General features: G+C 55.8%; 14 protein-coding genes. 7 read left to right on the top strand and 7 right to left on the bottom strand.

Annotated features, from left to right (window positions below):
- Positions 1–21: 21 nt before the first annotated feature.
- Both AAC636_RS06880 and grxD read left to right on the top strand, forming a co-directional pair.
- Positions 22–258 carry a BolA/IbaG family iron-sulfur metabolism protein gene (locus AAC636_RS06880; RefSeq protein ID WP_340242769.1) on the top strand — a complete coding sequence of 79 codons (237 nt, stop codon included), beginning with the start codon at positions 22–24 and terminating at the stop codon, positions 256–258.
- A 13-nt stretch (positions 259–271) separates the two neighbouring features.
- The gene (grxD, locus tag AAC636_RS06875; protein WP_340260728.1) at positions 272–631 is read left to right on the top strand and encodes a Grx4 family monothiol glutaredoxin; all 360 of its coding nucleotides are present in this window, start codon (positions 272–274) and stop codon (positions 629–631) included.
- Positions 632–686: 55 nt separating this feature from the next.
- Here grxD and der read toward each other — a convergent pair whose 3' ends face one another.
- A complete protein-coding gene (gene der / locus AAC636_RS06870) occupies positions 687–2,147 on the bottom strand; it encodes a ribosome biogenesis GTPase Der (protein WP_340300881.1) in 1,461 nt (486 codons plus the stop codon).
- A gap of 81 nt (positions 2,148–2,228) precedes the next feature.
- Positions 2,229–2,723: a YaiI/YqxD family protein gene (locus tag AAC636_RS06865; protein WP_340260729.1), complete on the bottom strand. Its 495-nt coding sequence runs from the start codon at positions 2,721–2,723 to the stop codon at positions 2,229–2,231.
- Positions 2,724–2,979: 256 nt separating this feature from the next.
- Between AAC636_RS06865 and AAC636_RS06860 the strand changes: the two genes are divergently transcribed.
- From AAC636_RS06860 to AAC636_RS06840, 5 genes are all read left to right on the top strand, one after another.
- A complete protein-coding gene (locus AAC636_RS06860; protein WP_340300880.1) occupies positions 2,980–4,164 on the top strand; it encodes an ABC transporter substrate-binding protein in 1,185 nt (394 codons plus the stop codon).
- Between the two features lie 75 nt (positions 4,165–4,239).
- Complete coding sequence (locus AAC636_RS06855; protein WP_340300879.1) at positions 4,240–5,022, top strand: ABC transporter ATP-binding protein; 783 nt, start codon at positions 4,240–4,242, stop codon at positions 5,020–5,022.
- Positions 5,019–5,738 carry an ABC transporter ATP-binding protein gene (locus AAC636_RS06850; protein WP_340300878.1) on the top strand — a complete coding sequence of 240 codons (720 nt, stop codon included), beginning with the start codon at positions 5,019–5,021 and terminating at the stop codon, positions 5,736–5,738. Before AAC636_RS06855 ends, AAC636_RS06850 begins: the two co-directional genes overlap by 4 nt.
- 3 nt (positions 5,739–5,741) lie before the next feature.
- A complete protein-coding gene (locus AAC636_RS06845; protein ID WP_340260732.1) occupies positions 5,742–6,752 on the top strand; it encodes a branched-chain amino acid ABC transporter permease in 1,011 nt (336 codons plus the stop codon).
- Complete coding sequence (locus AAC636_RS06840; RefSeq protein WP_340300877.1) at positions 6,749–8,059, top strand: branched-chain amino acid ABC transporter permease; 1,311 nt, start codon at positions 6,749–6,751, stop codon at positions 8,057–8,059. Before AAC636_RS06845 ends, AAC636_RS06840 begins: the two co-directional genes overlap by 4 nt.
- Positions 8,060–8,122: 63 nt before the next feature.
- Here the strand turns inward: AAC636_RS06840 and AAC636_RS06835 are convergent, their stop codons facing one another.
- From AAC636_RS06835 to dxr, 5 genes are all read right to left on the bottom strand, one after another.
- A complete protein-coding gene (locus AAC636_RS06835; protein WP_340260734.1) occupies positions 8,123–8,716 on the bottom strand; it encodes an OmpH family outer membrane protein in 594 nt (197 codons plus the stop codon).
- On the bottom strand, positions 8,716–11,022 hold the full coding sequence (bamA, locus tag AAC636_RS06830; protein WP_340300876.1) for an outer membrane protein assembly factor BamA: 2,307 nt from the start codon (positions 11,020–11,022) through the stop codon (positions 8,716–8,718). The genes AAC636_RS06835 and bamA overlap by 1 nt, the downstream gene beginning before the upstream one ends.
- A gap of 120 nt (positions 11,023–11,142) precedes the next feature.
- Positions 11,143–11,277, bottom strand: coding sequence for a hypothetical protein (locus AAC636_RS06825; protein WP_340300875.1), 135 nt, complete (start codon positions 11,275–11,277; stop codon positions 11,143–11,145).
- 96 nt (positions 11,278–11,373) lie between these two features.
- Entirely contained in the window at positions 11,374–12,705 is a 1,332-nt protein-coding gene (rseP, locus tag AAC636_RS06820) for an RIP metalloprotease RseP (RefSeq protein ID WP_340300874.1), read from the bottom strand.
- Between the two features lie 15 nt (positions 12,706–12,720).
- Positions 12,721–13,899 carry a 1-deoxy-D-xylulose-5-phosphate reductoisomerase gene (gene dxr / locus AAC636_RS06815; RefSeq protein WP_340300873.1) on the bottom strand — a complete coding sequence of 393 codons (1,179 nt, stop codon included), beginning with the start codon at positions 13,897–13,899 and terminating at the stop codon, positions 12,721–12,723.
- Between the last annotated feature and the right edge of the window lie 6 nt (positions 13,900–13,905).

The following is a 13,905-nucleotide window of genomic DNA, read 5'->3' as shown; positions in this document are numbered from 1 at the left end:
CCGGAATTCATGAGGGCAGATATGGCAATCACAGCACAAGACATCGAGGACCTAATCCGCGCATCTTTTCCTCAAGCGCAGATCACGGTTGAGGGTGATGATGGCCAGCATTTCGCTGCTCAAGTGATTGATGCCAGCTTTAAGGGCATGAACCGCGTGGCCCAACAACGTGCTGTTTATGCCGCCCTCAAAGGCAAAATGGATGGCAGCGCGGGCGAATTGCACGCGCTTGCCCTCACCACCCGCGCCCCCGATTAAAAGGAAGACCCAGATGAGCGTAGAAGATCAGATCAAAGAGATGATCACGAAAAATGACGTGGTCTTGTTCATGAAAGGCACAAAATCCATGCCACAATGCGGGTTTTCCAGCCGCGTGGCAGGTGTTTTGAATTACATGGGCGTGGAATTTGCCGATGTGAATGTGTTGGAAGATGAAAATATCCGCCAAGGGATCAAGGATTTCTCAGATTGGCCCACGATCCCGCAACTCTATGTGAAGGGCGAATTCGTGGGCGGCTGCGATATCATCACCGAGATGACACTTACAGGCGAGCTAGACGCGATGTTTGACGCGCAAAATGTCAGCTATGACAAAGAAGCAGCAGATAAAATTCGTGAGGCAAACGCCTGATTTCGTTTAATATTGTGAAAAATGGCGCATTAGGTTTTGCCTGACGCGCCATTTTTTATTTCTTTTTCGTATCGCCCTTGCGCACATGTTTGCTTAGGCGCGAGGGAATGGATTTTTTACGATCCTTGTAGGGGTTTTTATCCGCTTGGCTGCGCATGAACAGACGGATCGGCACACCTGGCATGTCAAAACTATCGCGCAACCCATTGACCAAATAGCGCGAATAGCTTTCAGGCAGCTTTTCTGGCATCGAACACATCACAACAAACGAGGGCGGGCGCGCTTTGGCTTGGGTCATGTAGCGCAGGCGAATACGCCGCCCTGATGGTGCGGGCGGTGGATGCGCCTCGATCATTTCCCCCAACCATCGGTTCAGCGTGGCTGTTGGCACACGGCGGTTCCAAATCGTGGCAGCGTTAATGATTGCCGCATGCAGCCGATCTAGCCCTTTGCCTGTCTTGGCTGAAACCGTGACCATCGACACGCCTTTGATTTGCGGCAATAATTTTTCAAGACGATCGCGCAGGAATTTGAGTTTTTCCTGCTTCTCATCCTCAACATCCCATTTGTTTACCGCAATCACCACCGCGCGCCCCTCGCGCTCGGCGAGATCAGCGATGCGCAAATCTTGCGCCTCAAAGGGAATGGCCGCATCCAGCAAAACCACGACCACTTCGGCAAATTTGACAGCACGCAGACCATCGGCCACGGAGAGCTTTTCCAGTTTTTCCTGCACGCGGGCGCGTTTGCGCATCCCTGCCGTGTCGAAAATCCGCATCGGCACCCCATCCCATGTCACTGGAAGGGAGATCGAATCACGGGTAATCCCCGCCTCAGGGCCCGTGAGCAAACGCTCCTCCCCGAAGATTTGGTTGATGAGGGTGGATTTGCCTGCATTTGGGCGGCCGATAACGGCGATTTGCAAAGGCCGCTCAAGCGTTAATTCGCGCAGACCCCCTTCCTCGGTTTCATCCTCATCAAGCTCGATATCGGTTTCGGGGCTGTAATCTTCGGCTTCCTTCGCCTCGATCAGCGGGGCAAGGGCCACGGCCAATTCGCCCATACCTTCGCCATGCTCAGCGGATAGGGCTAAAGGCTCGCCCAAGCCCAGTTCATAGGCCTCAAGCCACCCTGCCTGCCCTGCCCGTCCTTCGGATTTATTTGCGCCCAAAAGGACAGTGACGCCGCGCTTGCGCAGCAGATCGGCAAAGGCATGATCGGTCGGCGTCAGGCCTGTGCGCGCGTCAATCAAAAACAGACACGCATCCGCCATATCAACCGCCCGTTCTGTCAGGCGGCGCATACGGCCTTGCAGACTGTCATCTGTGGCTTCCTCAAGACCCGCCGTGTCAACCACAGTGAACCGCATGGATCCAAGCCGCGCCGCGCCTTCGCGCAGATCACGGGTGACACCGGGTTGATCATCAACCAAGGCAAGGCGCTTGCCCACCAAACGATTGAACAAGGTGGATTTGCCCACATTGGGCCGACCAATAATGGCGAGGGTAAAGCTCATGATCTCGACAGTGTAAAATTCCTAAGACCCGTCCCCTATCTTAAGGCAGGGACGAAGGAAAGCCCAAGCAAATTTCGACCGCTATTTTGCACGGCGCAGCATCAGATCGAACCGCTCAAGAAACCGCGAACGATCCGCCTTGGCAAAGGGGCGCGGGCCAGAAGGGGCGCCCTCCTGCGGCAGGCCAGCCCGCAAATCAGCCATCAGCGCGCGTGTTGCCACCTGCGCGCCGATTGTGTCCATTGTATAGGCATCCCCCTTGGGCGAAATCACCTGCGCGCCTAATTTCAACGCGCGTTCCGCCAAAAGGATATCGCCAGTGACCACAATATCATTCGCTTCAAGCCCGGCTATGATCGCATCATCAGCGGCATCAAACCCGTCCCCCACCAGATGCATCGCCAAAAGCGGGTGATTGGGCAGACGCAAATATTGATTGGCCACAAAGCGCACTCCAATCTTGTGGCGCAGCGCCACGCGAATGGCCTCTTCGCGCACGGGACAGGCATCTGCATCCACAAACACCATCGGTGAGCTCGGCCTTGGCATTTCAGTCTTAGGGGCATCTGCCGTCATTTTCACGTCTCCCGCGTCTGCTATCCGCGAATCTTCCAATTTCCGCCCGCGGGAAAAAAATCGTCTACCGGGGCATTTTGCAGAAAAATGTAAGGCGAATTGGCTTAATTCCCTCTATCGACAGGCGAATGATCCGCAAATCCGCACAAATGCGGTTCAATTCCCCGCCGTTATGGGTCGTTTTCTCTTTCCAACCCCGTAAGCTGGCATTAATTCTTATCCATCTGGGGTAATAACAACAACTTGGGAGTTCTTCATGAAAAAACTTTTGCTGGCTTCGGCCGCCTCCTTGGCGCTTGCGTCCATGGCAACCGCACAAGAGGTAAAGATCGGCACTGTTGTGGGCTTTACAGGCCCGCTTGAATCGCTTGCGCCTGACATGGCTGGTGGCTCGGAATTGGCGATGAACGAAGTGAACGCAAGCGGCAATTTCCTGAACGGCGCGACTGTTGTCTCCGTGCGCGGCGACAGCACTTGTATTGACGCGGCCGCTGCAACTGCTGTTGCAGAACGCCTCATCACATCTGATGGCGTCAGCGGGATTGTCGGCGCGGATTGCTCGGGCGTCACCAACGCAATGCTGCAAAACGTAGCCGTGCCAAACGGCATGGTCATGGTGTCCCCATCCGCCACTTCGCCTGCGCTGACCACCGTTGAAGACAATGGCCTCTTCTTCCGCACCGCGCCATCTGACGCGCGTCAGGGTGTTGTGATGACCGAGGTGATCATGGATCGCGGCATCAAATCCGTTGCGGTGACCTATACCAACAACGATTACGGCCAAGGCTTGGCTGATAGCTTTGCCGCAGCATTCGAAGCGGCGGGCGGCACTGTAACCCTCATTGCAGCGCATGAAGATGGCCGTGCGGATTACTCTGCAGAAGTAGGCGCCTTGGCGGCTGCGGGCGGTGACGCATTGGTCGTTGCAGGCTATGTGGATCAGGGCGGCTCGGGCATCATCCGCGCAGCACTGGATTCTGGCGCATTTGAAACTTTCGTCTTCCCTGACGGCATGGTGTCTTCTGCCCTCGTTGAAAACTTTGGCAGCGAGATTGATGGCTCCTTCGGCCAGCACCCTGGCACCGATAGCGAAGGTGCAGCGATTTTCGAAACCCTCGCCGCTGAAGCAGGGTTCGATGGCACTCAGCCTTTTGCGAAAGAATCCTATGACGCAGCAGCCTTGATCATGTTGGCCATGCAGGCCGCAGGCTCAAGCAACCCTGCCGATTACGCAGGCGAGATCATGGATATCGCAAACGCCCCAGGCACGCCAATCCTGCCTGGTGAATTGGGCAAAGCCTTGGAATTGATCGCAGCGGGCGAAGACATCGACTATGTTGGTGCCTCTGCCGTTGAATTGATCGAGCCAGGTGAATCCGCGGGCAACTATCGCGAGATCGAAATCTCTGGCGGCCAGGTCACAACAGCACGTTTCCGCTAAGTTGATCTAATCAAGACCAACGGGCAGCCCGGAGTGATTTCCGGGCTGCTTCGTTTAAAGGATGCGGGACAAGCGATGATTACTGTCGAAAATCTGCACAAACATTTTGGCGGCTTTCACGCCGTGGATGGCGCAAGCCTGACAATTGAAACAGGCTCTATCACGGGTCTGGTTGGCCCCAATGGCGCGGGAAAGACCACACTGTTTAACGTGATTGCGGGCGTTTTGTCCCCGACATCTGGCCGCGTTGTTATGGATCGCGAGGATATTACGGGCCTTCCGCCCCACGAGCTATTTGGCAAGGGATTGCTGCGCACATTTCAGATCGCGCATGAATTCTCATCCATGAGCTGCCGCGAGAACCTGATGATGGTGCCAAGCGGCCAATCGGGGGAAACGCTGTGGAACACATGGTTTGGCCGCAAACGCATTGCTGAAGAAGAGCGAGCGCTGAAAGCCAAGGCTGATGAGGTGTTGGAGTTTCTAACCATTTCCCATCTCGCAGATCATCCGGCAGGCGCGATTTCTGGTGGCCAAAAAAAGCTGCTGGAACTGGGCCGCACGATGATGGTGGATGCAAAAATCGTGTTTCTAGACGAGGTGGGTGCAGGCGTTAACCGCACGCTGTTGAACACGATCGGCGATGCGATCATCCGCCTGAACAAAGAGCGCGGATATACATTCTGCGTCATTGAGCATGACATGGATTTCATCGGGCGGCTTTGTGACCCTGTGATCGTGATGGCCGAAGGGCGCGTTTTGGCCGAAGGCACATTGGACGAGATCAAAGCCAATGACGATGTGATTGAGGCCTATCTTGGGACAGGTTTAAAAAATAAGGACAAGATTGGGGCATGAGCGAGACATCACCCTTTTTGATTGGCGAGGCGATGACGGGCGGATATGGCAAAGGGGCCGATATCCTGCACAGCTGCACCATCGCGGTCGAGCGCGGCGAGATCGCCGTCATTGTGGGCCCTAATGGCGCGGGCAAATCGACCGCCATGAAGGCGGTCTTTGGCATGCTGTCGCTGCGCGAGGGGCATGTTGTGTTGGATGGGGATGATATCACCGCACTTTCGCCGCAAGATCGCGTTGTGCGCGGGATGGGGTTTGTGCCGCAAACCAATAACATCTTCACCTCTATGACAGTCGAAGAAAATTTGGAGATGGGTGCCTATATCCGCCGCGATGATTTCCGCGACACGATGGAACAGGTCTATAGCCTCTTTCCAATCCTAAAAGACAAACGCCGCCAAGCGGCGGGCGAATTATCGGGGGGTCAGCGTCAACAAGTGGCCGTGGGGCGTGCGCTGATGACCAAGCCGAAAGTGTTGATGTTGGATGAGCCAACCGCAGGTGTCTCGCCCATTGTTATGGACGAGTTATTTGACCGCATCATCGAAGTGTCCCGCACGGGCATCCCCATTTTGATGGTCGAACAAAACGCGCGTCAGGCATTGGAAATCGCGGATAAGGGCTTTGTTTTGGTGCAAGGGCGCAATGCCCATACAGGCACGGGCAAAGAGCTTTTGGCAGATGCGGATGTGCGCCGCTCCTTCTTGGGGGGTTGAGAAATGGATTTTCTAAACGCAATTGTCGCTTTGTTGAATTTCGTGATTGTGCCTGCCACCGCCTATGGCGCGCAATTGGCGCTTGGTGCGCTTGGGGTGACGTTGATTTACGGCATCTTACGCTTTTCCAATTTCGCGCATGGTGACACAATGGCCTTTGGCACGATGATCACCATTCTGGCCACATGGGGCCTGCAATCTTTAGGCGTCACGGCGGGGCCTTTGCCAACCGCCCTCATCGCGCTGCCCCTTGGCATCGCTGCCACAGCCGCCTTGGTGGTCGGCACGGATAAGATGGTCTATCACTTTTATCGCCAAACCAAAGCCAAGCCTGTGATCTTTGTGATTGCCTCAATTGGCGTGATGTTCGTGATGAATGGGATCGTGCGCTTTATCATCGGGGTTGATGATCAAAACTTCGCCGATGGGGCAAGGTTCCTGATCTCTGCTCGTGATTTCAAAGACATGACAGGCCTTGATGAAGGGCTTGCCATCCGTTCGACCCAAGCGATCACGGTGATCGTGGCAATTTTGGCGGTGGTGGCCCTGTTTTGGTTCTTGAACAAAACCCGCACGGGCAAATCCATGCGCGCGTTTTCCGATAACGAAGATTTGGCACTGCTCTCAGGCATCAACCCTGAGCGCGTTGTGATGATCACGTGGTTAATTGTGGCTGCTTTGGCGACCACGGCGGGCGTGCTTTATGGTCTCGACAAAAGCTTTAAGCCCTTCACCTATTTCCAACTGCTCTTGCCCATATTTGCCGCAGCGATTGTGGGCGGGCTTGGCAACCCTCTGGGGGCAATTTTGGGGGGCTTCCTGATCGCCTATTCCGAAATCGCGGTCACCTATGCCTTCCGTAAGGTGGTTGGATATATCGGCCCCGAAGGCTGGAGCCCCGAAGGAATGCTGCAGCTTCTATCGACCGATTATAAATTTGCCGTCAGCTTTACGATCCTTCTGATCGTGCTTCTGTTTAAACCCACAGGGATCATGAAAGGAAAATCGGTATGAACCTGACACTGGATCGCAAGGCGGCAGTTCTCTTTGCGTTGGTGGCTGTGCTTTATATCGGCACAGGCTTTGTTCAATCATGGAACACCGCGCTGTCTATTCTGAACATGGGCCTTATCTCGGCCATCATGGCGCTTGGTGTGAATATCCAATGGGGCTATGCGGGCCTCTTTAACGTGGGTGTAATGGGCTTTACCGCGCTTGGCGGTTTGGCGGCTGTTTTGGTGGCCTCTGATCCTGTTGAGGGGGCATGGGGGGCCACAGGCGGGTGGCAAATCTTGCTTGCCCTGTTAATGGGCGGTGCGACCATTGCCGCCGCGATTGCGCTATGGGGCAAGATGAAAGGTCACAACTTGCGCGGCCTTGCGATGGCGGGCTTGTTAATCGCGGGCTTTTTCATCTTCCGCGCGGTGTTTGACCCTGCCGTGGCCACGGTGGAGGCCATTGACCCTGCCTTGACGGGCAATATCGGGGGCCTTGGTTTGCCCATCATTCTGGCATGGCCTTTGGGTGGGCTGCTTGCCGCAGGGGCCGCATGGATCATTGGGAAAACTGCGCTTGGCCTGCGGTCGGATTATCTGGCGATTGCCACTTTGGGTGTGGCTGAGATCATTATCTACATCCTGAAAAACGAAGATTGGTTGGCGCGCGGCGTGAAAAACGTCATCGGCCTGCCCCGCCCTGTGCCTTACGAGGTTGACCTACAAGCCAACCAAGCCTTTGTTAGCGCGATGCAAGGATTAGGCGCTGACCCTGTCACAGCCTCCTCCATCACGGTCAAGCTGTCCTATGCGGTGTTATTCTCAATCGTTCTGATTGCCCTGATCTGGCTGACACAGCGCGCGCTCAACTCGCCTTGGGGGCGGATGATCCGCGCCATTCGCGACAACGAAGTTTCTGCCGCCGCGATGGGAAAAAATGTCACGGCGCGGCATTTGCAGATTTTCATCCTTGGCTCGGCCGTTTGTGGCCTTGCAGGCGCAATGATGACCACGTTGGACAGCCAACTTGTGCCAAGCACCTATCAACCGCTGCGATTTACCTTCCTGATCTGGGTGATGGTGATTGTGGGCGGATCAGGCAACAATATCGGCGCGGTCTTGGGCGGCTTCTTGATCTGGTGGTTCTGGATTCAGGTCGAACCTTTGGGTCTGTTGCTGTTGCAGGGGATCACGGCGGGCATGGCCGAAGGATGGCTGAAAGATCACCTGATGGATGCCGCCGCGCATATGCGCCTTTTGACCATGGGTCTTATCCTGCTATTGGTCTTACGCTTCAGCCCGCGTGGCCTGTTGCCAGAACGCTGAAAAAACAGCGCCCGCGAAGCGCAGGGGTCCCCTTGGGCTGCGCGGGCGCCTCAAAACCACGCTTCAAAGCTGAGGTTCAGGTAACTCGGCAAGGATCTCATCAATGCGATCTGCCAAGGCCGCATCAATCGCGGCAATCGCCTCATCGGTGATATCAATATCATCTCGGGCAAAGATCACAGCGCGGCGATCCATCAGCACCTCAGCCCCGCTGCGCTGCACCAGATCAATAAGAATTGGCCCCATAATCTCAAGGAACCGCTGTCGCGCCGCTTCCGCATAGGCGCCAAGCGCGCGGTTTTTCGCGTCTTGCTCACTGCGGATTTCAACGACACGGGCGTCAAATTCAGCAGCACGCAGACGGAAATCCTCGATGCTGAGGCTGCTGCGCAATTCGGTTAACCGTTGTTCTTCTTGGGTCAGAACATCTTCAATCTCACGGTTCTGTGCCGAAAGATCACGACCCACGCGATCAATCACTCCCCCGACCGCTTGACCAAAGACCGAGCCAGAAAACAGGCGGTCTTGATCAATCAGCAACACCTGTGCGGGTGCTTGCGGGGGTTGAACGGTAACTTCCTGCGCCCTCACCCCTGCCCCATAGATGGCAAGCACAAGGGCACATCCCCCCACGCGCAGCCAAGCGCGCAAAGGCATCAGAACCGCGCCTCGACCGTAAAGTCGAAGTTGCGGGTGCGGTCATAGGATTCATTAGAGACAGGCCGCGAAAAGTTAAACCGCAGCGGGCCGATTTGCGTATCCCAGAAGATCGAGAAGCCAATCGTGCTGCGCAGATAGCTGTCATCGTCAACTAGGTTTCCACCCGTGCCCAAGACGTCATCCAAGCCCCATAGCGTGCCAACGTCATAAAAGACGCCGCCTGAAATGCCATATTCGGCGGGCACCCCGATAGGGAAGCCTGCCTCAAAGCGCGCAACGGCGAATTGGTTGCCGCCAAGCGCGTCTTGGTTCGCAGAATTGCGATCCCGTGGCCCGATCCCGCCTGCATCAAAACCACGTATTTGGCGCGACCCGAGGAAGAAACGATCCGTAACGCGGCTATTGCCATCAAGCATATTCACCGAGCCAAGCTCGAATGCGGCACGCAACGAGACCTCTTCACGGAAGGCCGTGGTCTCCCCCTGCACAAGCGCGGTGGTGCGCAGGAATTGATCATCACCCAATCCCCCCAATTCGGCATTGGCGCGCACCAATACGCCCGAGGTTGGGTCAAGCCCCACGCCGCGTGTGTCGTAAATATAGCGCAGACCGATGGAACTGCTGTCATAGCTGCCCGCCTCGCGCCGCAGAACATCCGATGATGTGGTCGGAACATTGGTCAATTCTGACTGCGCAATCCGCAAAGAGGGGCGCAAACGTCCGTATTCACTGACAGGGAATTCCAACGCACCGCTGACACCCACTTCGTTGGTGTTATAGGTCGCATTTTGTTGGTCGGTCGAACTGCTGAAAACCGACAGAGCCAATTCCAAATCACGGCGCAAATAGGCGGGTTCGATGAAATTCGCCTGCAAGGAACGCGAGCCAGAGGTGGTATCAAAGGACAGACCCACGGTCTGACCCCGCCCGCGCCAATTGCGTTCGTTAAACTGAACCGCAAGCCCGGTGCCAACATCGGTCGAATAATTGACCGAGAAGCCAAGCGTGCCTGTTGGCGTTTCTTCGACATTCACATCCACGATCACCTGATCGCTGCCAGTGCCTTCGCGCGCATTCACGTCAACATTTGAAAAGAAATTCAGCGCACGGATCCGTTCCGCCGCTTGGCGAATTTCGCGTGGATCAAACGGATCCCCTTCGACCATATCGAATTGACGCCGCACAACGCGGTCAAGCGTGGTTGCATTGCCCTCAATATCAATCCGCTCTACGAAAACACGCGGGCCGCGGACAATGGCAAATTCCACATCCAAGGTGAGATCTTCGTCATTTCGGGTGATCCGCGGCTCAACACGGATGAAGCGCAACCCCTGCTCAGTCGCCAGATTTTCAAGCCGCGAAATCGTGCGATCCACCAGACGCGGAGAATAGGTTACACCCTCGTCTAGGCCAATTGCGGCTTGGAATTCTTCGACATTCACTTCGGGCAAATCACTGCTTGCGGTTAATGCACCGAAGGAAAAGCTTTGTCCTTCAACAATGTTAAAGGTCACAAAGAACCCGTCCCGCGCACGGGCAAGTTCCGATGTGACAGATTGCACTTCAAAATCAACATAACCGCGATCACGATAGAAATCGGTCAAAAGCTGTTGATCAAAGGCCAGTCGATCCGCCACGAATGTATCGCGGCTGATAATCGCGCGGAAAAACCCCGCTTGGGTGGATTGCAGAACACGGCGCAAACGGCGGTCTGAAAAGGCGCGGTTGCCGACAAAGGTGATGCTTTCGGTTTCCACCACGCGGCCTTCGGTAATCTCAAAGGCCAGATCAACGCGGTTGTCGCTGCGGCGGATGATCTGCGGGGTCACCGTTGCACTCAGGCGGCCTGTCTGGCGATAGGCATCCACGATGGCCTGTGCATCGGCCTCGGCGATGGCGGGACTGTAGACGCGGCGCGGTTGTGATGTCAGCAAAGCTGAAAGTGCATCATCATCAAGAAGATCATTTCCCTCGATGCTGATCTCGTTGATCGTAGGGTATTCTTGCAACTCGATAAACACCGTGTTGCCCTCTAGGCGCAGATCAACTGTTTCAAACAGACCTGTATCCTGCAGGCGGCGCAAGGCATCATTGGCTTGGCCTGCTGTGATTGTGCCGCCGGGCGCGATGCCTGCATATGAGAGGATCGTTGCCTCCTCGATGCGGATATTTCCGTCAATGACAATCGCGTCCAGCGCAACATCCTGCGCAACCGCAAGCCCTGAAAGGGCCATCCCCATCGCCAAAACCGAGGCTGTCATCAGCCCGCTGCGATATTTGCGATTGTTTGATTTACGCGACATTCTGCGCCCACCTTTTTTGCTTTAGCAAATCCTAAAGCATCCCTAGCGATTGCAGGGGGCAATGTCAAAAAAATGCGCGCAAAAACGGGCGAAAATTACGCCCTTTTCAGCCTCTTGGTGTTAGCTATGCACAATCGGTGCAAGCATCACCGCAAAACCCAAAGCCAAAACAACGATACTGGGGCCAAGGATACGATCCCCAAGACTCGCCGACAGATAGCTGAGACGCGGCAATTGGCGCTGTAAAAATTTCATCGGCCTTTGATCCCCGAATATGTGAAACACATATCAGGGGATACCAAAACACTTGGGCAGAATTGGGGCGAATTCAGGGGAATTCAGCGGCCCGCCTTAGGGGCAGAGCAGAACATCATTGAGTACCGCGAACACCATCAACCCCATGATCAGGGTCAACCCAACCGTCATAAAAACACGCATGAACATTTCAGGCGGTTTGCATCCTGCAACGGCCTCAAAGGCGTAAAGCATCAGATGCCCACCATCCAGAATTGGGATCGGGAAAAGGTTCATCAAACCAACCGCGGTAGAGAGAACCGCAATCAACCAGATAAAGCTTGCAATCCCTTGCGCGGCTGCAGCACCTGAGGTTTCCGCAATTCCCACTGGGCCTTGCAGATTACAGGTCGAAATCACCCCCGTGATCATATGCCAAAGCCCCGATAGCGATGAGGTGATGATGAACCCCGTTTGCGACACCCCATAGGAGAGCGCGGCCAATGGCCCCACGGCCTCGGTTTGCGGCACAAAGAGCATACCCCCCGTGACGCCGATCAGGTAACGCGTTTCAAACCCACCCGATGCGACAGGCAAATCGGTGCGCCGTGGCGACAGGGTCACAGCGATTTCCTGCCCCACTTGGGTGCCATTTGCCCGCCAAAGCGTCAAATCAATCGGCGCACCCTCGGCCTGATCAACCGCCGCGCGGAGTTGGGAAAAGTTCCAGATATCCGCGCCATTCACGGCCAAAATCACATCGCCCTCGCTCAAGCCCGCCTCCATGGCCGCCGATTGCGGCTGAACGCCATCAACGACAGGCGGCAGCGGCGCTGAGGCCTCGACCAAAGTAGCGCGATCATCGCGCAGCACTTCATAGCTCACACGTGGACTAGGCGGCAGGTCAGAGGCGATTTGCAAAAGCGCCGCAAAACTTTCGATCTCCTGCCCCTCAAGCGCAAGGATCAGATCCCCCGCCTCAAGCGATTGATAGGCGGGCGGCAGGTCGCGCGGCGCCCCAACAAGGGGCTCCTCGGTTGCTTGGCCCGAGACCAAGACCACGCCTGCGAAAATCGCAATGGAAAGGATAAAATTGAACAACGGCCCTGCCACAACCGTGGCCGCGCGGGCCCAAAGGGGCGCGCCATGCATAGTATTGCGCGCAGGCGTAACCGCCGCATCCGCCCCAACAGAGGCAGCATTCGCATCGCCTGCAAATTTGACATAACCACCAAACGGCAAAGCCGCGATTTGCCATTGCGTGCCCCGCCGATCTTTGCGCGAGAGCAGCACAGGCCCAAACCCGATAGAAAACACATCCGCACGGATGCCAGACCATCGCCCGACAATGTAGTGACCATATTCATGGATCGCTACGATGATTGAAATCGCCGCAATAAAGGCCAACATGGTAAAGGCAAAACTGCCGAATTGGGGGAGGAAATCCATCACTTGCCTTGTATTTTACGTCTTTTTGATCCGCACAGCAATCACTGACCGCGCCCGCACCCTTGCGAGATGGTTCATAGCGAGAACATCTGCAAGGGTTTCAAGCGGATTTGAGAGGGTTAATTCCTTGGAAAGCGCGGCAAGCGTCTCTTCAACCACCGCGGCCATGTCCATAAATCCAACCTCGCGCGCCAAAAACGCGTCAAGCGCCACTTCCTTGGCGGCGTTGAACGCGGCCCCAGCCCCCCCGCGCATCTCCATCACATCGCGGGCAAGGCGCAAGGCAGGAAAACGCGCCAAATCTGGCGCCTCGAATTGCAGCTGCGCAATCTGCGCCAGATCAAGCCGCGCGACAGGAAGATCCTGACGCTTTGGCCAATATAAGGCATAGCCAATCGCATGGCGCATATCTGGCGGGCCAAGATGGGCCATCAACGCACCATCGCGAAACCCCACCAAAGCATGGATTAAGGATTGCGGATGAATGATGGTCTCTATCTGCGCGGGCGAAATCCCAAAATATTCTCGCGTTTCGATAAGTTCCAGCGCCTTGTTAAACATTGATGCGCTGTCGATTGTAATCCTTTGCCCCATATCCCAATTCGGATGCGCCCCCGCATCTTCGGGGGTTGCATGGGCCAATTTCTCAATCGGCCAATGCCGCAAACCGCCGCCAGACGCGGTGATGATCACGCGCTCAACCTCGGCAATATCTTCACCTACAAGGGCTTGAAATACGGCGGAATGCTCGCTGTCTACAGGCAAGATCCGCGCGCCATGGGATGCGGCCGTTGCCAAAAGCAGTTGCCCCGCCGCAACCAAGCTTTCCTTATTTGCCAAGGCCAGCGTTGCGCCTTGTTCCAGCGCCGCAAATCCAGGCGCGATGCCCGCCGCACCTACAATGGCCGACATGACCCAATCGGCATGGCGCGATGCGGCCTCGATCAACGCGGCCTCGCCTGCGGCGGCCTCAACCCCCGTTCCTGCAAGTGCAGATTTCAGATCAGGAAGCCGATCTTCATAGGCGGTCACCGCAATTTCGGCACGATGTGCGATGGCATCCCGCGCCAATTGCTCAATATTGCCCCCGCCCGAAAGTGCCACAACCCGATAGGCATCAGGGGCGCACGCGATTAAATCGAGGGTGTTCTGCCCGATAGAGCCAGTGGCCCCAAAAATACTGACACGGCGCATCTGAGA

This window comes from Roseobacter sp. HKCCD5988 (genome assembly GCF_037830355.1).
Lineage (GTDB): Bacteria > Pseudomonadota > Alphaproteobacteria > Rhodobacterales > Rhodobacteraceae > M30B80.
Note: the sequence above shows the minus strand (reverse complement) of the source record. Positions and strands in the feature narration are given on the sequence as shown.